The organism is Sphingopyxis sp. YR583 (assembly GCF_900108295.1).
In the GTDB taxonomy this organism is placed as follows: Bacteria; Pseudomonadota; Alphaproteobacteria; order Sphingomonadales; family Sphingomonadaceae; genus Sphingopyxis.
Genome location: NZ_FNWK01000001.1, coordinates 2,030,886 through 2,050,390, shown reverse-complemented (window position 1 = coordinate 2,050,390; position 19,505 = coordinate 2,030,886). Strand labels below are relative to the sequence as shown.

Annotated in this window: 16 protein-coding genes and 1 tRNA gene; 12 read left to right on the top strand and 5 right to left on the bottom strand. The window is 65.9% G+C overall.

Going from position 1 to position 19,505, the window contains the following annotated elements; genetic code table 11:
- Window positions 1-72: 72 nt before the first annotated feature.
- The 5 genes from BLW56_RS09480 to BLW56_RS09460 all read left to right on the top strand — a co-directional run bounded on the left by BLW56_RS09480 (window position 73) and on the right by BLW56_RS09460 (window position 7,045).
- Window positions 73-2,292 carry a TonB-dependent receptor gene (locus BLW56_RS09480; RefSeq protein ID WP_093510267.1) on the top strand — a complete coding sequence of 740 codons (2,220 nt, stop codon included), beginning with the start codon at window positions 73-75 and terminating at the stop codon, window positions 2,290-2,292.
- Between the two features lie 2 nt (window positions 2,293-2,294).
- The gene (locus tag BLW56_RS09475) at window positions 2,295-3,506 is read left to right on the top strand and encodes a cytochrome P450 (protein WP_093510266.1); all 1,212 of its coding nucleotides are present in this window, start codon (window positions 2,295-2,297) and stop codon (window positions 3,504-3,506) included.
- Entirely contained in the window at window positions 3,503-4,387 is an 885-nt protein-coding gene (locus BLW56_RS09470) for a helix-turn-helix domain-containing protein (RefSeq protein WP_256203366.1), read from the top strand. Before BLW56_RS09475 ends, BLW56_RS09470 begins: the two co-directional genes overlap by 4 nt.
- Window positions 4,388-4,399: 12 nt before the next feature.
- Window positions 4,400-5,512 carry an NAD(P)-dependent alcohol dehydrogenase gene (locus tag BLW56_RS09465; protein WP_093510265.1) on the top strand — a complete coding sequence of 371 codons (1,113 nt, stop codon included), beginning with the start codon at window positions 4,400-4,402 and terminating at the stop codon, window positions 5,510-5,512.
- A 102-nt stretch (window positions 5,513-5,614) separates the two neighbouring features.
- Entirely contained in the window at window positions 5,615-7,045 is a 1,431-nt protein-coding gene (locus BLW56_RS09460) for an aldehyde dehydrogenase family protein (protein ID WP_093510264.1), read from the top strand.
- Window positions 7,046-7,361: 316 nt separating this feature from the next.
- Here BLW56_RS09460 and BLW56_RS09455 read toward each other — a convergent pair.
- A tRNA-Cys gene (locus BLW56_RS09455) sits at window positions 7,362-7,435 on the bottom strand.
- Window positions 7,436-7,699: 264 nt separating this feature from the next.
- Between BLW56_RS09455 and BLW56_RS09450 the strand changes: the two genes are divergently transcribed.
- The 3 genes from BLW56_RS09450 to BLW56_RS09440 all read left to right on the top strand — a co-directional run bounded on the left by BLW56_RS09450 (window position 7,700) and on the right by BLW56_RS09440 (window position 10,381).
- A complete protein-coding gene (locus tag BLW56_RS09450; protein ID WP_093510263.1) occupies window positions 7,700-8,362 on the top strand; it encodes a protein-L-isoaspartate O-methyltransferase family protein in 663 nt (220 codons plus the stop codon).
- A gap of 36 nt (window positions 8,363-8,398) precedes the next feature.
- A complete protein-coding gene (locus BLW56_RS09445) occupies window positions 8,399-9,886 on the top strand; it encodes a TolC family outer membrane protein (RefSeq protein ID WP_093510262.1) in 1,488 nt (495 codons plus the stop codon).
- A 105-nt stretch (window positions 9,887-9,991) separates the two neighbouring features.
- Window positions 9,992-10,381 (top strand): DUF2497 domain-containing protein, encoded by a 390-nt coding sequence (locus BLW56_RS09440; protein ID WP_256203365.1) that lies wholly within the window; start codon window positions 9,992-9,994, stop codon window positions 10,379-10,381.
- A gap of 19 nt (window positions 10,382-10,400) precedes the next feature.
- Here the strand turns inward: BLW56_RS09440 and BLW56_RS09435 are convergent, their stop codons facing one another.
- Genes BLW56_RS09435 through BLW56_RS09420 form a run of 4 tightly spaced genes read right to left on the bottom strand, consistent with a single transcriptional unit; the run spans window position 10,401 to window position 13,799 of the window.
- Window positions 10,401-10,580, bottom strand: coding sequence for a hypothetical protein (locus BLW56_RS09435; RefSeq protein WP_177175897.1), 180 nt, complete (start codon window positions 10,578-10,580; stop codon window positions 10,401-10,403).
- A 47-nt stretch (window positions 10,581-10,627) separates the two neighbouring features.
- Window positions 10,628-11,497, bottom strand: coding sequence for an NAD(+) diphosphatase (nudC, locus tag BLW56_RS09430; RefSeq protein ID WP_093510259.1), 870 nt, complete (start codon window positions 11,495-11,497; stop codon window positions 10,628-10,630).
- Window positions 11,497-12,783, bottom strand: a complete 1,287-nt coding sequence (locus BLW56_RS09425) for a serine hydrolase domain-containing protein (RefSeq protein WP_093510258.1) — start codon at window positions 12,781-12,783, stop codon at window positions 11,497-11,499. The genes nudC and BLW56_RS09425 overlap by 1 nt, the downstream gene beginning before the upstream one ends.
- Window positions 12,780-13,799 (bottom strand): A/G-specific adenine glycosylase, encoded by a 1,020-nt coding sequence (locus tag BLW56_RS09420; protein ID WP_093510257.1) that lies wholly within the window; start codon window positions 13,797-13,799, stop codon window positions 12,780-12,782. Before BLW56_RS09420 ends, BLW56_RS09425 begins: the two co-directional genes overlap by 4 nt.
- Window positions 13,800-13,846: 47 nt before the next feature.
- On the opposite strand from BLW56_RS09420, the gene BLW56_RS09415 reads away from it, so the two are divergent.
- The 4 genes from BLW56_RS09415 to smc all read left to right on the top strand — a co-directional run bounded on the left by BLW56_RS09415 (window position 13,847) and on the right by smc (window position 19,503).
- Window positions 13,847-14,419: a DUF721 domain-containing protein gene (locus BLW56_RS09415; protein ID WP_371262221.1), complete on the top strand. Its 573-nt coding sequence runs from the start codon at window positions 13,847-13,849 to the stop codon at window positions 14,417-14,419.
- A gap of 9 nt (window positions 14,420-14,428) precedes the next feature.
- Window positions 14,429-15,145, top strand: coding sequence for a thioredoxin domain-containing protein (locus BLW56_RS09410; RefSeq protein ID WP_093510255.1), 717 nt, complete (start codon window positions 14,429-14,431; stop codon window positions 15,143-15,145).
- A 37-nt stretch (window positions 15,146-15,182) separates the two neighbouring features.
- Window positions 15,183-15,923 carry a DsbA family protein gene (locus BLW56_RS09405; RefSeq protein WP_093510254.1) on the top strand — a complete coding sequence of 247 codons (741 nt, stop codon included), beginning with the start codon at window positions 15,183-15,185 and terminating at the stop codon, window positions 15,921-15,923.
- A 136-nt stretch (window positions 15,924-16,059) separates the two neighbouring features.
- The gene (gene smc, locus BLW56_RS09400) at window positions 16,060-19,503 is read left to right on the top strand and encodes a chromosome segregation protein SMC (RefSeq protein WP_093510253.1); all 3,444 of its coding nucleotides are present in this window, start codon (window positions 16,060-16,062) and stop codon (window positions 19,501-19,503) included.
- The last annotated feature ends 2 nt before the right edge of the window (window positions 19,504-19,505 follow it).

Below are 19,505 nucleotides of genomic sequence, written 5' to 3'. Positions count from 1 at the left end.
TTTGCGCCCCCTTCGTCCTAGCTTCCAAATTCGACAGGGCTCGCAGAGGCCCCGCCAATTGGGAGAAGGACTATGGCAGATTTGCCTTTTGCGCGCGCCATGCTGGCTGCGTTCGCCGTATCGACATCGACTTTCGCGATGGCGCAGGATGCGCCGCCAGCCGACACCGGCGCAAGCGAAGGCGACATCGTCGTCACCGCCCAGCGCCGTGAACAATCCTTGCTCGACGTGCCGCTCGCGGTCACCGCGCTCGGCGGCGACACGCTGGCCGACCGCGGCATCACCAATTCGGCGCAGCTCGGCGACGCTGTCCCGAACCTCCAGATCAACAGCCCTTATGGCGACACGCAGCCGAACTTTTCGCTGCGCGGCATCGGGGTCGCAAACGAATATAACAGCAATCAGGCCTCGCCGGTCGGCGTCTATCTCGACGATGTCTATCTCGCGCCGCGCACCAGCCACGGCATGGGGCTATTCGACCTCGACCGCATCGAAGTGCTGCGCGGACCGCAGGGGACACTCTTCGGTCGCAACACGACCGGCGGCGCGATCAACTTCATCACCAAGAAACCCGACCTGTCGGGCACGAACGGCTATCTGCAGGTCGGATACGCCAATTTCGACACCATCACCGCGCAGGGCGCCGCCGAAGCGACGCTCGCAGAGGACATCGCGGGACTGCGCCTCGCGGTCAACTACGCCAAGGGTGACGGGCAGATAAAAAATGTCTTTCCCGGCGGCCGCGACGCCGCATCGGTCGATACGCTGCAGGGCCGCGCCTCGCTCCGCGTCAAGCCGACAGAGACACTCGACGTGGTGCTGCGCGCCTATGCTGGCCGCGATCGTGGAACGCAGGCTGCGGTCCACGGTCTCGAACCTTTCCGCACCGGACTCGGCTTTTTCGAGACCAACGAGAATCGCATCGGCGAGAATCGCACCGATGCCTGGGGCTTTTCCGCGAATATCGCGCTCGAACTCAGCGACACGCTCAGCCTGACCTCGATCACCAGCTACGATGGCGGCAAGCAAAACCTTCAGCAAGCCGCCGACGGGTCACCACTCGATATCCTCGATATCAACTGGCGCTCGAACTATCGCCAGTTCAGCCAGGAATTGCGCGCCAATTACGATGGCGACGGGCTGACCTTCGTCGGCGGCCTCTTCTACGGCTGGGACCGCAACGTCACCGACAACACCTTCAACCTGCCGCTGCCCCCGGCGGGCGGTTTCTTCCAGCATTACCGGCAGGTCCGCAAAAGCTATGCGGTGTTTGGGCAGGCCGACATCGACCTCGCCGACCGGCTCGTACTGACGCTCGGCGCACGCTACACAAAGGACAAGTCGCGCTACGACGACGCCTTTGCCTACCTGTTCGTGGGCGGGGTCGACGATCCGCAGACGCCGCTCGCAACGACGGTGCCCTGCCCGGGCGTAGCTGGCACCTGCCCCTATGACCCGGCCGCACGCTTTGCGCTTGCCGACACGAACAATGCACTGACCGGCCGCGTAGCACTCAGCTACACCTTCGACGATGGCCCGTTGGTCTATGCGAGCTACAACCGCGGCTATCGCGCGGGTGCAGTCAACGGCGGCGGTTACACCTCGTCGGCCGGGATCGGCTATATCGAGCCCGAGCGCGTCAACGCCTATGAAATCGGCATCAAGGGTCGCGCGGGCGGTCGCCTGCTCACCTACGCCGCCTCGGCCTTCTATTATGATTATTCGAACCAGCAGCTGCAGGACACGCGCGCCGGCCCCGTCTCCTTCCTCGTCAACGCGCCAGCGTCAGAGGTGTACGGGCTTGAGGTCGAAACGACGTTGCGCCCCACCGATGGCCTGCGCATCGACGCATCGCTCGGCTGGCTGCATTCGAAATATAAGGAGCTGACGCTGCAGGGCGCCGACCTGTCGGGCAACGAACTGCCCTTCGCGCCAAAACTCACCGCTCAGCTCGGTTTCGAATGGGACGTCCTGAACGTGGCGGATGGGACGATCACCTTCGCGCCAAATGTCGCCTATTCGAGCCGCCAGTATTTCTCGCCCTTCAACGCGATCAATGCGCCGGGCACGCCGCAGGTGAACAGCGAGCTGCAGCAGGGCGCGAATGCCAAGGTCAATGCCTCGCTGAGTTGGAGCAACGATGCGCTGACGGTGCGCGCGTTCGCGAACAATATCTTCGAACGCAAAACCTATGGCTACGGCCTCGATCTGCGCGGCGCTGGATTCCCGTACAACTTCCTCGTGCCGTCGGCGCCGCGCACCTATGGCGTCAGCGTCCGTTACAGCTTCTGACGATGACCGACCTCAAGAACCCTGACCTTTACGTCGGCGGCATGCCCTATGCCGAGCTTGCGGCATTGCGCGCCGCGGGCCCGGTCCACTGGAACCCCGAAAGCGATGGTGCGGGGTTCTGGGCGGTGCTGGGGTTCGACGATATCGTCACCGTGTCGCGGCAGGCCGATCTCTTTTCCTCGGCGTATGAGAATGGCGGGCATCGCATTTTCAACGAAAATGAGGTCGGGCTGACCGGCGCAGGCGAATCCGCGATCGGCATCCCCTTCATCTCGCGCGATCCGCCGACGCACACGCAGTACCGCAAATTCTTAATGCCCGCGCTGTCACCGGGGCGGCTCGAAGGCATCGAGGCGCGCATCACCGAACGCGTCGAACGGCTGTTCGCCGACGTGCCGCTGAACGAGACGGTGAACATCCTCCCCCTCCTCACCGTCCCGCTGCCCTTGCTCACGCTCGCGGAGCTGCTCGGCGTACCCGCCGAAATGTGGCACGACCTCCATCGCTGGACCGACGCCTTCGTCGGCGAGGACGATCCCGATTTCCGCCAGTCACCCGAAGCGATGGCGGCGGTGATGGGCGAGTTCGTCGGCTTCGCTTCCGCGCTGTTCGACGAGCGGCGCGCGAACCCCGGTCCCGACATCGCCTCGCTGCTCGCAAACACGGAGATACACGGCCAGCCCGTCCCGCTCGGCGACTTCATCGGCAACCTCATCCTCGCGCTCGTCGGCGGGAACGAGACGACGCGCAACTCGATCAACCACAGCCTGATCGCCTTTTCGAGCAATCCCGACCAATGGGATGCGATCCGTTCCAACCCCGGCCTGCTGCCGAACGCAGTTAAGGAAATGGTCCGCTATGCAAGCCCCGTCATCCACATGCGCCGCACCGCGACGCGTGACGCGGAGCTTGGCGGCCAGCAGATCCGCAAGGGTGACAAGGTTGTCGTCTTCTACCCCGCCGGCAACCGCGATCCGGCGGTCTTCGCCGACCCGGACGCCTTCGACATCGCACGCCCGATCCGCCAGCATCTCGCCTTCGGCGCGGGCACGCATGTCTGCGTCGGCTCACGGCTTGCCGAAATGCAATTGCGACTCGCCTTTGCGCAAATGGCGCGCCATGTTCGGCGCATAGAGATTGTGGGAGAGCCGAGCCGCGTGCGGTCGAACTTCATCAACGGCTTCAAGCGGCTCGACGTCAGGCTGGTGACGTGAAAAACGAGAATATCTGGGATAATAAGGAAATTATCTGCGACGTCCTCGGCCGCGCGCCCGATGTCGAGATGGGATCATTGGGCGATGGCTGGTCGCTCTGCCGCTGGCGCCAGTTCGTCGGCAGCTATACCCTCCCCGCGCTACCGCAGCCGATCTTCACCGTACATGTCGCGGGCAAGCCGCAAGTCAAGACCTGGGACCGCGACGGCTGGACCGAGACGAGCTCGATCCCGGGCTGCGCGACGATCGTCCCCGCCGGCATGCCAACCGGCTGGCTCGTCGACGGCGAGCTCGACGTGGTGACGCTGTCGATGTCGTCGGACGTCCTTGCGGGCCAACCGCACGCCGACCAGTTCAACAAGATGCGCTTTGCCTTCGCCGACCCGCTCGGCGTCGCGCTTACGCGGCAGATCCTCTCCGAACTTTACGCGCCGCAGGCCGAGGAACGCACCGCCTATGTCGCGGCGATGGTGGGTGCGCTGAAGGCGCATATCCTCTCGGGCCCGCCCGCACACGGCAATCCCACCGAAATCCCCGTCTCCGATTTCTCGGCCTATCGCCTCCACAAGATCATGAACGCCGTGCTCGCCAACCCCGCCGAGGAACATAGCCTCGAAGCGATGGCGGCCGTCGCGGGGGTCACCCCGTCGCATTTCTGCCGCCTGTTCAAAAAGGCGACCGGCATCTCGCCACACCAATATGTGATGAAAGCGCGGCTCGATCGCGCGCAACAGATGCTCGTCCAGACCGACCTCAGCCTCGCCGCGCTGTCGGAGGCGACGGGTTTCACCAGCCAGAGCCATTTCAGCCGTGCCTTCCGCGCCTGGTTCGGCATGGCGCCGAGCGACTATCGCCAGCAGGAACGGCGCGGGCTTCACTGAACGGAGAATGCAATGACCGAAGCAACGGCGGCCGTGGTGCGCCAGCCCGGCGGCGATTTTACGATCGAGGCGATCGAGGTCGAAGCGCCGCGCCCCGGCGAAGTGCGCGTTCGCATCGCGGGCGTCGGGCTTTGCCATACCGACCTGATCTTCCGCGACCAGTTCGCGCCGTTCGCGCTCCCCGGGGTGCTCGGCCATGAAGGCGCGGGGGTGATCGAAGCAGTCGGCGAAGGCGTCGAAGGGTTGAGCATCGGTGACGAGGTGGTCGTCGGCTTCTCGAGCTGCGGCGCCTGCCCACGCTGCGACGAGCATCTGCCGAGTTATTGCCAGAGCTTCGTGCCATTGAACTATGCCGGGATGCGCCTCGACGACGGCTCGACGGCATACTCAAAAGGCGATGAACGCGTCACATCGCATTTCTTCGGCCAATCCTCCTTCTCGGCGCTCACCGTCACACGCGCGCGCAATGTCGTGAAGGTCGATACGTCGAAGGTTGCGCTCGAATTGCTCGGGCCCTTGGGTTGCGGTTTTCAGACCGGCGCAGGCGGCGTGATGAACTCGCTCGCCTGCCCGCCGGGTTCGAGCATCGCGATCTTCGGAGGCGGGCCGGTCGGGCTCGCGGCGGTGATGGGCGCGGTTATTCAAGGTTGTTCGACGATCATCCTTGTCGAGCCGGTCGCCGCGCGGCGCGATATCGCGAAAGACCTGGGCGCAACGCATGTCATCGACCCCGCCGAGGCGGGCGATCTGACCGAAGCGTTACGCGCGATCGTCCCGGCAGGCCTCGACTTCGCTTTCGATACCAGTGGCGTCGTCCCCGTGATCGAGGCGGGCCTCGCGGCGCTCGGCAGCCATGGCGCGATCGGCCTTGTCGGCGTACCCGCGAAAGCCGACGCCGCGATCAGCGTCAATATCGCCGCGCTGATGACCCCCGGTCACCGCATCATCGGGATCATAGAGGGTGACAGCGATCCGCGGACCTTCATTCCCGAACTGATCGCGCAACATGCTGCGGGGCGCTTTCCCTTCGACAGGTTGATCAGGACGTTCCCGCTTGCCGAGATCAACGAGGCGCTGGCAGCGCAGACGCGCGGCGAGTGCATCAAGGTCGTGCTGATACCCTGACGTCCCCTCTTTTGGGAGTGGCGTAAATATGACGCGCCGACAATCGCGCTGGTAGTTCAACAAGCTGATGCCGTCCCGGGGCGAAGCCAAAGGAGAGACACGATGGATTTCGACCGTGATTATATGATGCTGATCGGCGGCAAGCTCGATGGCGGAAGCGCCCGTTTCGACGTGCTCAACCCCGCGACCGAACAGGTGATCGGCAGCACGCCCGACGCGACCCGGGACGATCTGGACCGCGCCATTGCCGCGGCCCGCGGCGCTTTCCCCGGCTGGGCAGCGACGCCGATCGCCGAACGCAAGGCCGCACTCATGGCGATGGGACAGGCCGTGCTCGCCAGCACCGACGCCTTCAAACGCCTGCTGACGGCCGAACAAGGCAAGCCGCATGCCGAGGCTGAAGGCGAGATCATGGGTGCGGGCTATTGGCTGATGGGCGCCGCCAGCCTCGACCTGCCGGTGACGGTCAACGAGGACAGCGCGGATCGCTATAGCGAAACGCGGCACGTTCCCTTGGGCGTCGTCGGCGCGATCGCGCCGTGGAATTTCCCGATGGTCCTCGCGATGTTCAAGGTCGGCCCGGCCTTGCTCGCGGGCAATACGATGGTGCTCAAACCCTCGCCCTTCACCCCGCTCGCCACGCTGAAGTTCGGCGAGTTGGTGAAAGACCTCCTTCCGCCCGGCGTACTCAACATCATCACCGGCGGCGACGCACTCGGCCCGTGGATGACGAGCCACCCCGGTTTCGACAAGATCAGCTTCACCGGATCGACCGCGACCGGCCGCCGCGTGATGGAATCGGCCGCCCCGACGCTGAAGCGCGTGACGCTCGAACTCGGCGGCAACGACGCCGCGATCGTAATGCCCGATATCGACGTCGAAAAGGTCGCCGAGGAATTGTTCTGGGCCGCCTTCCGCAACAATGGCCAGATCTGCATCGCGACCAAGCGCATGTATGTTCACAAGGACATCTACGAGCCGCTGAAGGATGCGCTCGTCGCCTATGCGAAGACGGTCAAGGTCGGCGACGGATCCGAACAGGGGACGCAGATCGGCCCGATCAACAATGAAGCGCAATACGCCCGTGTCCTCGAACTGATCCAGGATGCGAAGGACCGGGGCTATACATTTCTTGTCGGCGGCGATGCTGCGGACGTGCCCGGCTATTTCGTCCCGGTCACCATCCTCGACAACCCGCCTGAGGACAGTCGCATCGTGCAGGAGGAACAGTTCGGCCCCGTCCTGCCGCTCATCAAGTTCGACGATTATGACGATGTCGTCGCGCGCGCCAACGCCACCGATTACGGCCTCGGCGGCTCGGTATGGGGTCAGGACGAGGACAGGGCCTTCGAGATCGCCCAGCGTATCGCGAGCGGGACCGTCTGGGTCAACGAGACCCAGCATTTGTCGCCGACTGCGGCGTTTGGCGGCATGAAGCAATCGGGTGTGGGGGTCGAAGGCGGGCTCGAAGGCCTGCTCGAATATACCAATGCCCAGACGATCGTGCGGCGCAAGAAAGCCCAACCGGCTTGAATCGACCGAAAAACACCCTAAGTTCGTTTCATCGTCAACAAGCGAAAGGAGGTGGTCGAATGTCTCATTGTCAAACGCCGCATGCGGCAGATTTGAGCATGACCTTCCTCGCGGGGGTCCAGCTCGGCTAAGCTGTCCGCGACAGGCACGACAATGGAAGGGCTGCTCCGAAAGGCGCAGCCCTTTGTTGTTTCTGCAACCGTCGTCAGGCGAGCGTCAGTAAAGGCCGCTAAGCCGGTGCAATGCCCCACCTCGACCAAAGGCCGGCCACGGACCCATCACAAGGCATTGATTTAGCCGAATCGTGTGGAAGATTTGGAGGCCCGAGCCGGAATCGAACCGGCGTGCGCGGATTTGCAGTCCGCTGCGTCACCACTCCGCCATCGGGCCTCATGCCAAATTGCCGCGTCGCCAGTGGGACGGGCCGGTGTGGACGGCGCCGCTAGTGAGGGGCTTTCGCTGGCTTGTCAAGGATTCGCCAGAAGAGCGCGATACCGCATGCGCCGGCCGCGCGATGCGGGGTTGGCGGCACCCGTGTTGCCAGCTATGCGCGGCAACGCGCGGCGGCATGGCTGTATTACCATTGCAACACAGCATGGCTTCGGCTAAAGCGGCCTCGCAAAGGTTCATATTCCAGGGAATCGGAAAAGGCTGATGGCGACGAAGTTTAGCGAAATCACTGCGGCGGAGATGCGCTCCGCGATGGTCGACTGCCAGCTCAGGACCAACGACGTAACCGATCCCGCGGTCGTGGGCGCGATGGCCGCCGTGCCGCGCGAGGCCCATGTGCCCGCAGCCCTTGCCGGCGTGGCCTATACGGACCGGGCGATCGCGCTGGGTGACGGCCGCGCATTGAACGCGCCGCTGGTGACCGGCCGGATGCTCGTCGCGGCGGCGATCCGTCCCGGGCAACGCGTGCTGATCGTCGGCAGCGCGACGGGCTATACCGCTGCGCTGCTCGCAAAGCTCGGTGCCGAAGTATATGCGGTCGAGGAGCAGGATGCGTTGATGGCTTCGGCGCAGGCCGCGGTTGCGGGCGGCAATATCCGCTGGATCGCGGGACCGCTGGCGGCCGGTGCGCCCGATGCCGCGCCGTTCGACCGCATCATCGTCGAGGGCGCGATCGAAACGCTGCCCGACGCGCTTGTCGCGCAGCTCGCCGATGGTGGCCGGTTGATCGCGGCCCGGCGCGAGGGCGCAGTGACGCGTCTCGTCGAGGGCGTGAAGGCTGGCGGCACGGTCGCACTTCGTAGCTTTGCCGACATGGACGTCGCACCGCTGCCCGGCTTTGCCGCACCGGCGGGTTTCCAGTTCTAAAAGCCCCATCCCTCCTTGTTTCAGGGCCGCGTCTCTATGCACGACAATAAAAGAAAGCAGATATTGAGCCGTGCCCATTGGCTTGCCGGTCTGGCGGCCGGTTCGCTGTTGCTGCCCGCTGCGGCGCAGGCAGAAACATTGCAGGGCGCACTGGCCAAGGCCTATGAAAACAATCCGACGCTGACCGGCGCGCGCGCGGGACAGCGTGCGAACGACGAGAATGTGCCGATCCAGAAGGCTGGCGGTTTGCCCGAAGTCGGCGCGCGCGTCGATTATCAGGAAAATCTCGTTCTTCCCGGCAACGCCTTTTTCTCGCCCAAGCGGAACGTCAACGTCGGCGGGCAAGTGACCGTCCCCATCTATCAGGGCGGAGCCGTCCGCAACGCTATCAAGGCGGCCAAATTTCGCGTGGAAGCCGGCCAAGCCGACCTTCGCGCGACCGAGGCGAGCATTTTTTCGCAGACCGTCGGCGCCTATATGGATGTTATCCGCGATCAGGCGATCGTCCAGCTCAACCAGAAGAATGTCTCGGTGCTGCGCACCAATTTGCAGGCAACGAGCGACCGTTTCGAGATCGGCGACCTGACGCGCACCGATGTCGCGCAATCGGAAGCGCGCCTCGCGCTGGCCGAGGGCGATTTGCGCACCGCCGAATCGAACCTGATCGCCAGCCGCGAATCCTATATCCGCCTCGTCGGCGACGCACCGGTCGACCTGCAGGCTCCGCCCGCCCTGCCGAACCTGCCCGTCACCGCCGAGGAAGCCGTCGCGATCGCGCTGAACAGCAATCCCGATATCGACGCTGCGAACCAGCTTGTCGGTGCCAGCCGCGCCGACATCGGCGTGGCGCGCGCAAGCCGCCTGCCCAAATTGTCGGCGACCACCAGCGGCGGTTACACGAACAATCTGAACTCGATCCCGCCCGCGAACACCACATCGGAAAATGTCACGAAGAGTGCGCAGGCCGGGCTCTCGCTGACGATCCCGATCTTTCAGGGCGGCCGCCCCTCGGCGCAAGTGCGTCAGGCACAGTCGCGCAGCAGCCAGGCCATCGAGCAATATGTCGAGGTCGAACGCGGCGTGATCGCCCAGACGCGCGGCGCCTATGCCGCATGGCAGGCGAACGAGCGGATCATCGCCGCAACGCAGCAGGCGGTGAGTGCGAACGCGCTCTCGCTCGAAGGCGTGCGCGCCGAAAACAGCGTCGGCACCCGGTCGATCCTCGACATTTTGAACGCCGAACAGGAATATCTGAACACGCAGGTCCAGCTCGTGTCGGCACAGCGCAACTCCTATGTCGCCGCCTTCTCGGTCCTCGCCGCGATGGGCAAGGCCGAAGCGCGCGACCTCGGCATCGAGGGCGGCGCACTTTACGATCCCGCGGTCAATTACAACCGTGTGAAAGGCCAGATCTGGGATTGGGCCGACGATCCGGCGCCGCAGCAGGTCGCAACCGACACGCGCGCAATCCCTGCGGCGACCGCTGGCGTTCCCGCCGGCCCGCCATCGCTGTCGCCACAATAAGGCTTGGCAAAACCCGCCCCAAATCGGTAAGGGAACGGTTAACCATCCGGTAATCGCGATGGTTTAGGGGGTGGGGTTATGGGCGATATGTCGCGGGAACCTTCGATGGAAGATATCTTGTCGTCGATTCGGCGCGTGATCGCGCGCGATGAAGCACCGGGTTCGGTGCGCGAGATTCGCGTCCCCGAAGCCGACGACATCCTCGACCTTCAGGACGAAGAAGATTTGGCCGAAACAGTACACGCGCCCGAAGAACTCGTTTCCGAAGCCAGCGCCGATGCCGCGCGCCAGTCGCTCGAAGCGCTGACCGCTGCCGTTACGCCTGCGGTCGCCGCTGCAACCGTCGCAGCGCCCTCTGTTGCCGGCCGCACCATGGAGGACGTCGTGCTCGACGCACTCCGCCCGATGCTCAAGCAATGGCTCGACGCCAACCTGCCCGCGTTGGTCGAAGCGATGGTGGCCAAGGAAATCAGCCGGATCGCCGGCAAAAAATAATCGATCTCCGATGCGTTCGCTACGCGCTGTGCCGCCTGGCGAAGCGAAGCCCAAGCCACCAGAACAGTAGAAATGCTGCGACCTGATAGCCGGAAACGATTCGGCTGTGAGGGAAGACCATTTCGGGGATGATCAGAAACGGCAGCACAAACGCCAGATATGTGAAGAGAAGCAGCCAGCCCGTCAGATTGGCCGGCATGTAACCGGGGCCAAATTTTTCGAAGAGGATATGCGCCTTCCTCCTGGTCAACCCGCCCAATCCTCCAGCAGATAGCGCGCGATCGCAAGCGGCGGCGGCGCCATGAATGACGCACCCATTTCGCCCGCAAGAGCGGCGCGCACCTCGGCCTTGTCGACCCACATCGCCGCCTCGATCTCGGTCGTATCGAGCGTTAGCGCAGGGTCTTTTGCGACGGCACGGCACCCGATCATCAACGACGAGGGGAAGGGCCAGGGCTGGCTCGCAACGTAGGATACGTCGCTGACATGGATGCCCGCCTCTTCGAACAATTCGCGCGCCACCGCTTCCTCCAGCGATTCGCCCGGTTCGACGAAGCCCGCGAGCGCCGAGAAGAAGCCCGGCGGGAAACTGCCCTGCCGCCCGACGAGGACGCGATCCTCATATTCGGCGAGCATGATCACCACCGGGTCGACGCGCGGGAAATGTTCGGCGTTACAGTTGCCGCAACGCCGCCCCCAGCCGCCGCGGAACAGGGCGGTCGGCGATCCGCACACCGCACAGAAACGATGCCGCGCATGCCAGTCGACGAGGCTGCGCGCGCCGCCGTATAGCGCCGCTTCTTCGGTCGAGAGCAGGGGCAGCAGCCGCATCACGGTCCGCGAGCGCGCGTCGACACGCGCACCTGCCGGCGCCTCGCGCACGAAACGCGGCGCGCCGGCATCGTCGATCCCGAGCAGCATCAGCGCCCGATCATCCGACGGATCGAGCGGCTCCCACAGCAGGCCGCCCCCCTCGCCCGGCACGAAATCAATACCGTCAAGCGCAAGGCAGGTCGCGCGCGGATCTGCGATCGCGGTCGCAAAAGCCTCCGCATTGGTGCGAAGCTGGTCGGCGCGGTCGAGCCGCGCGCCGGTGAAACCGAGCGGCAACGGCATCAGCGCGTCACATCCTGGAAGAAGGTCTCGCCGAACTTGCCCTGGAACGACACCGCATCGGGCGGCATGATCTGGGTATAGCCCGCCGCGCGATAGCCGAGCCCCCGATGGACGAAGCCGATCGTCCCGGCGGCGCCAGCCCAGCCGAAAATCCCCTCACCGCCCGGCGAAGTCGGCAGCGACACACGCCCGCCGGCGCCGAAGCCCTGCCCGTCGATAAAGGTGCCCTTGCGGTCGACGCTGTCGGAGAGGAGGTTCGACATCGCGATCCGCGCGGTCTCGCGCTTCATCACCCGCACCCCGCCCGTTTCGCCTTCGCCAAGCAGCATCGCAAGGAAACGGTCGTAATCGCGCGCGCTCGACACCAGTCCGCCGCCACCGAACGGATAGGGCGGCGGGTCGAGATAGATCGAACTGCCCGCAGGGTCGAAGGGGATCAGCGCGCCGCCGAACGGCGCATAATTGCTCGTGAAGCGGCCCACGTCCTTCGCGGCGACCATGAAGCCGGTGCTCGTCATACCGAGCGGGTCGAACAGCCGCGCCTTCAGGAAAGCGTCGAAAGCCTGCCCCGACACGACCTCGATCAACCGTCCCATCAGGTCGAGGCTGATCGAATAGCTCCATTTCGTCCCCGGCTCATAGACGAGCGGGAGCGCGGCGAGCCGGTCGGCCATCGCGGCAAGGCTGGGCGCCGGCTTGACCTCCGCAAAGCCCGGGATCGGCAGGCGGCTGGCCTGTCCGCCGACGATGCCATTATCGTCATAGGCCTTTTTGATCGGCCCCTTCTGGATGATATTATAGCCGAGCCCCGCCGTATGCGTGAGCAGTTGGCGCACCGTGATCGGCCCTTTGGCTGGGCGCACGTCGGTGATCGAACCGTCGGGGACATTCTGCACGTTCATCTTCGCAAAGGCGGGCAGGAAGTCGGCGATCGGCTGGTCGAGCTTCATCTTGCCGTCTTCGATCAACAACATCGCAGCGATGCCGGTGACGGGCTTGGTCATCGAATAGAGCCGCCACAGCGTATCGGGACCGACGGGCGTCGGCGAATCGTTCGACTGCACGCCGGCACCAAAGAAAACCGCTGCATCCTGCCCCTTGCCGATCGCGGCGAGCGTACCCGCCAGCTCGCGACGGTCGACGAAGCTTTTGATGAAGGCATTGGTCGCCGGATAAAGCGCGGCGCCATCGATCTTCCACGCCAGCGCGGCGCGCGGCAGCAACGCCCCCGCCCCGGCCAGCGCCATTCCGCCCATCAGCGCGCGGCGCGACACCATCATGTTCATGCGTCTCTCTCCAGCATCTTGTCGGTCAGTTTGCGATAGAGCGTCGGCAGCCCCGCCGCGTCAAGGTCCGCGATCGGCCACCACTCGCCTTCCGCTGCGGCATCGGGGGCTTCGGCTGGTGCCTCGCGGCGCACCACTGCGAGTGTCAGGTCGAAATGGGTGAAACCATGATCGACGCTGACAAATCCCGACTCGGACGGCGGCGCGTCGGTCCAGTCACCGCCGGGCAGCGCCCGCATCCCGCCGAGCATCCCCTTGTTGGGCCGGCGGACGAGCCAGATCGCCCCGTCGCGCTCGATCCAATAAGCCAGCCCATGCCGATGCGGCTTCGCCTTCTTCGGCGGCTTGACCGGCAGGCGCTCGATATCGCTGCGCCCGCGCGCGCGGCAGTCGGCCATCAGCGGGCAGATCGCGCAAGCAGGACCGCGCGGCGTACAGACCGTCGCACCGAGGTCCATCAGCGCCTGCGCGAAATCGCCAGGCCGGTCTTCGGGCACCAGCGGTGTCAGCGCGGCGCGAATCTCGCGTTTCGCCATCGGCAGCGGGGTTTCGATCAGCCGGTGGCGCGCGATCACCCGCTCGATATTCGCGTCGACAACCACTGAAGGACGCCCGAAAGCGATCGCCGCCACCGACGCAGCAGTATAATCGCCGATACCGGGCAGGGCGCGTAAGCCCGTCTCGGTATCGGGAAACCGACCGCCATGATCGGCCACCACCGCGCGGGCACAGGCGAGCAGATTGCGCGCGCGGGCATAATAACCAAGCCCCGCCCACGCCGCCATGACATCGGCATCGTCGGCCGCGGCAAGGTCGGCAACCGTCGGCCAGCGCTCGGTAAAGCGCGCGAAATAGCCGGCGACCGCGGCGACGGTCGTCTGTTGCAGCATCACCTCGGCGAGCCAGATGCGATAAGGATCGGGTATATGGTCGCTGCCCGGCGCGATGCGCCATGGCAACACCCGCGCCGACCGATCGTACCAGCCGAGCAGCCGATCCGCGAAATCGCTCACCATGTCGGAAGTCTGGACGCTCACCCCCCGCCTATGGCATGGCGCCCGCTATGGCGAAAGACACGGGACAGGATGAAAAGGCGAAAGCCAAAAAGGCCCGGCCGGCGACCAAGGCCGCCAAGGCCCCCGCCCGCCCCTACGAACGCCCGCGCGGCGGCGAAGCGCGCGCGATTTCCGACCTCGTCCCCGAAATCGGCCGCACCGCCTTTCGCAAATTCGGTTTCATCCAGAGCTCGGTCGTCAGCCGTTGGCGCGAGATCGTCGGCGACAGGCTTGCCGATGTCACGCAGCCCGCAATGATCCGCTTTCCCGCGGGACAAAAGGCAGGCGGTACGCTGCACCTGACGATCAGCGGCGCACACGCCCCGATGCTCCAGCATGTCGCGCCCGACATCGTGGGGTCGGTCAACCGCTTCTTCGGCTATGCTGCGATCGCCCATGTCCGCATGACGCACGGACAGGTCACACCTGCCGCGCCCGTTCAGCCGCCGGCAATGCTGAAACCCGTACCCGCCGAACTGGGGGACAGCCTGCGCGATATCGGCGACCCAGAACTGCGCACCGTGCTCGAACGCATGGCCGCGGGACTGGCGACGCCACCCAAGCTTCCCCGTATCAGTTAGGAACGACGGATGTCCGCTTTCGACGACCCGCTTCTCGACCGCCGCACCGCGGTGCTGGCCCTCTCGGGCGCCGCCCTGGCGCTGATTGCCGCGACGCCTGCCAAGCCCACACTCTGGTCGCAAACCGTCTCGACCACCCCGATCGGAGCCTTTCTGGTCGGCAACCCCGCAGCGAAGGTGAAGCTGGTCGAATATTTCAGTTACACCTGCCACGTCTGCGCCGATTTCGCGAAGGCGGGCTCGCTGCCGCTCAAGACCGGATATGTCGATCGCGGGCTCGTGCTGTTCGAATATCGCAACCTCGTCCGCGACCCGGTCGACATGACCGCTGCGCTCCTCGCGCGCTGCGGCGGCCCCGGTGCGTTCGCGGGCAACCATCAGGCGATCTTCAACAATTTCCCCGCGCTGATCGCCAAGATCCAGAAAGCGACCGAGGCACAGAAAAAGAGCTGGTTCGAAGGCACCACCGGCGAGCGCGCGCGCAAGATCGCCGCCGGCACCGGCCTCACCGCGCTGATGCGCGCGCGCGGCTATACACAGGCGCAGATCGACGCCGCGCTCGACAGCGAGGTCGCGCAGGCCGAACTCACGGGCATGACCAACATCGGCCTCAACGCCGACAATGTCGAAGGCACGCCCAGCTTCTTCGTCAATGGCCGCAACGCAGGTGTCACCGCCTGGCCCGCGCTCAAATCCAAACTCGACCTTGCGCTCAAGGCCTCGTAAAAGCCCCGCATTCCCGTTTTCGTGGAGAAAGAAAAAGATGACCGCATCGCTTCGTATCGCCCTCTTGTCCTCGCTTGGCGCGCTTGCGCTCGCCGGCTGCGGCGGCGGCGCCGATGATCCCGCCAAGGAAAAGGACGTGGTCGCCAAGGTCGCCCCGCCGGCCGGCAAGACCTGGTCGCAGGTCGTGCGCGTCGATGGCGACGGCGTCGTGATGGGCAACCCCGATGCGCCGATCAAACTGGAAGAATTCGGCGCCTTCACCTGCGGTCACTGTGCACAGTTCGCCAAGGATTCGCACGAAGAGCTGAAGCGCGACTTCGTCGACACCGGCCGCGTGTCGTACAAGCTGACCCCGTTCATGCTCCACCCGGTCGACGCGATCGCCGGCGCGATCGTCAAATGCACCACGCCCGACCGCTTCTTCCCGCTCGCCGATGCGACCTTCCTCGAACATGAAGCCTTCATCGCGGGTCCGTCGAAACCGCAGCCGGGGATCGAGGAAGCGATGAAATTGCCGCCCGCGCAGCGCTTCGTCGCCCTCGCCAAGGGCTGGGGCATCGATCAATTCTATCAGCAGCGCGGTGTCCCCGCCGCGACGATCCAGCAGTGCCTGAGCAAGGTCGAAAATGTCGAGGCGATCGAAAAGGGCACCAACGCGGGGGTCGAGAAATATCAGATCACCGGCACGCCGACCTTCATCATCAACGGCCAGGTCGTCGAAGGCGTTGCGGCATGGGGTCTGCTGCGCGACCGCCTGCGCACGATGGGTGCCCGCTGACCGAATTTTCCAAGGGGGTGAGTTAACCTTACCCCCCTTGCGACTCCCCCCGCCGCGCGGCATGACGGCTGCATGGGGGATATGTGACGACAAGGTTGCACCAGCTCCGATTCGCTGAGCTGCACGGGGGGATCCCGTGCAGATAAAGCGGCTGCGCCTTACCGGTTTCAAATCCTTCGTCGAACCCACCGAACTGCGCATCGAACCCGGGCTGACCGGCGTCGTCGGCCCCAATGGCTGCGGCAAGTCGAACCTGCTTGAGGCGATCCGCTGGGTGATGGGCGAATCCAGCGCCAAGTCGATGCGCGGCGGCGGGATGGAGGATGTCATCTTCGCCGGCACCTCGTCGCGCCCGGCGCGCGATTTTGCCGAGGTCGCGCTCCATTGCGATACCGAGGGCGCACTCGTCGCCGGCCTGTCGGACTCGAGCGACGGCGACGATCTGGAAGTCATCCGCCGTATCGAACGCGGCGCGGGTTCGGCGTACCGTGCCAACGGCCGCGACGTGCGCGCGAAGGATGTGGCGCTGATCTTCGCCGATGCCGCGACCGGCGCACACAGCCCCGCGCTCGTCAGCCAGGGCAAGATCGCGAACGTCATCGCCGCCAAGCCCACCGACCGCCGTGCGATGCTCGAAGAAGCTGCTGGCATCGCAGGCCTGCACGTCCGCCGCAAGGACGCCGAGCAGAAGCTGCGCGCGACCGAGACCAACCTCACGCGCCTGTCCGAAATCGTCGCGGACATGGAGGTGCGTGCCAATGCGCTGCGCCGGCAGGCGCGCGCGGCGGAGAAATACAAGAAGCTCAGCGACGACATCCGCATTGCCGAGGGACGGCTGATCTATGCGCGCTGGCGCGACGCCGCCGCCGCCGCCGATCAGGCACGCCGCGACTCCGACGCCGCCGAGGCCGCGGTGAAGACCGCGCAGGACGAACTCGAAATCATATCGAAGGCCCAGACCGAAGTCGCGACGCGCGTCGCCGCGGCACGCAGCGATGCACAGGCGCAGCGCGACGCGCTCGCCGAAGCGACTGCAACGCAGGTCCGGCTACAGGGCGAAGAGCGCGCGGCTCTCCAGCGGCTCGAGGATCTTGCGAAACAGCAAGCCCGGCTCGCCGACGACCGCAACCACGAAGGCGAACTGGCGCGCGAGGCGCATGCCGCGCTGACCGCACTCGACACCGAAACCAAATCCCTCGCGCAGGACATCGCCGGACACGACGCCGGAAAGACTGCCCTTGCCGAAGCCAATCTCGCAGCGCAGGCCCGCCTTCGCGATGCCGAGGTCGCATTGGCGCAGGCGCGCGCGAAGGCCGCGAGCGAAGCGGCCGACCGGCGCATCGCGGTTTCCGCCCGCGACAGTGCGGAAGCCGCCGTGCGCCGCGTTGCGGGCGACAAGGCCCGCGTCGATGCCGAAATCGCGGCGCTCGGCGACAGCGCCGCGCTCGCCGCCAGACAGGCAGAAAGCGTAAAAACTGCCGACGCGGCCGAGGCGGCGATCGCCGCCGCCGAAGGCGCATTGCACGGCGCAGAAGCCGACCGCGAAGCGACGGCCGCAGACCTCGCGAGCGCCGAAGCGGGCCTTGCCGAAGCGCGCGCGGCGCTCGCCGCACTCGAAGGCGAGGCGTCGACGCTCGAGCGCGCGCTCGCCGCCGCGCGCAGCGACGACGATCGCATCCTCGACCAGCTCCGCGTCGCCCCGGGTTACGAGGCGGCGCTCGCCGCTGCGCTCGGCGATGATCTGAACGCCGGCACCGACCGGGACGCGGCGCGCAGCTGGGGCGGTGCCGCTGCGGCGAAGGGCGACCCGGCACTTCCCGCCGGCACCAAAGCGCTCGCCGAATATGTGAAGGCCCCCGCCGCGCTCGCCCGCCGCCTGGAACAAGTCGCGGTTGCGAAAAGCGACGAAGGCCAGCCGCTCGCGGTCGGTCAGCGCCTCGTCACCACCGATGGCGTGATGCGCCGCTGGGACGGCTTTGTAACCCGCGGCGATGGCCCGACCGCGACCGAAAGGTTGCAACGCCAGAACCGCCTCGACGAACTCGCGGCGCAGCGCCCGCAGGTCGAGCTTGGCGTACAGGAGCTGCGCGACCGCCGCGACGCCGCCGCCGCGAAGGCGTCGGAACTGACCCAGGCCGCAGCTGCGGCACGCAAGGCACTGGCCGCAGCCGACGAAGGCCGCCGCACGGCGCTCCGCGCCGCCGATCAGGCGCAGGCGGCGCTCGATCGCCACCGCGACGCTGCGGCGCTGTTCGATCGCCGCCTCGCCGAGATCGCCGACGCGGCGAAGGAAGCCGCCGAAACGCTCTCGGCGCAGGAAGCCGCACTCGCCGCGCTGCCCGACGACAGCATCGCTCGCGCCGCGCTCGAAGCCGAGGAGCAGGCGGCCGATCGCGCCCGCACCGACGCCAATGCCGCCCGGGACGCGCTCGCCGCGCATGAACGCACGCTCGCATCGCTCAGCGAACGACAAGCGGTGGTGAGCGCCGAGATCAAGAGCTGGAAGGCGCGCGCGGGCGAGGCAGCACGCCGCGTCACCGAAATGGACAAGCGCGCCGATGCGCTTGCCGCCGAAGCCGCGAAGCTGGCCGACGCCCCGGCAAAGCTCGCCGAACAACGCATCGAGGCCGAGGCGCAGCAGGCGGCGCTACGCGAAAAGGTCGCCGCCGCCGAAGCGCAGGAACGCGCCGCCGAGGCGGCATTGCGCGAGGCCGAAACCGCACTGAACGCCATCCGCGAGCGCGTTGCCGCCGCGCGAGAAACCCGCGCGGGAGCGGTCGCCCGATCCGAAAATGCCGAGCTTCGCCGTATCGAGATGGGGCGCCTGTCGGGCGAGCGTTTCGAATGTCCGCCGCCACTATTGCCGCAAAAGGCCGGGTTCGAGAGCGCGAGCGTCGGCGACGCGAACGCCGAATCGTCGCAGCATGACCGGTTGATATCGGACCGCGAGCGGCTCGGTCCGGTGAATCTCGTCGCCGCCGACGAACTGGTCGAACTCGATACCGAGCGCGAAAAAAACGCCGCCGAGATCGAGGAATTGACGCAGGCGGTGAACCGCCTCCGCGGATCGATCGGCAGCCTCAACCGCGAAGGCCGCGCGCGGCTGCTCGCGGCCTTCGAGGCGGTGAACGGTCATTTCCAGCGACTGTTCACGACCTTGTTCAACGGCGGGCAGGCGCATCTCGAACTCGTCGATTCCGACGATCCGCTCGAAGCCGGTCTCGAAATCATGGCCCAGCCGCCGGGCAAGCGTCTCGGCACACTGACCCTGCTTTCGGGCGGCGAACAGGCGCTGACAGCCGTCGCGCTCATCTTTGGGCTATTCCTCACCAACCCCGCACCGATCTGCGTCCTCGACGAGGTCGACGCGCCGCTCGACGACGCCAATATCGAGCGTTTCTGCGACCTGCTCGACCGGATGAGCCGCGAAACCAATACGCGCTATCTGATCGTCACCCACAATGCAGTGACGATGGCGCGCATGCACCGCCTGTTCGGCGTGACGATGATCGAGCGCGGCGTGTCGCGCCTCGTATCGGTCGACCTCGGCGGCGCCGAGGAACTGCTCGCGGCGGAATAGCC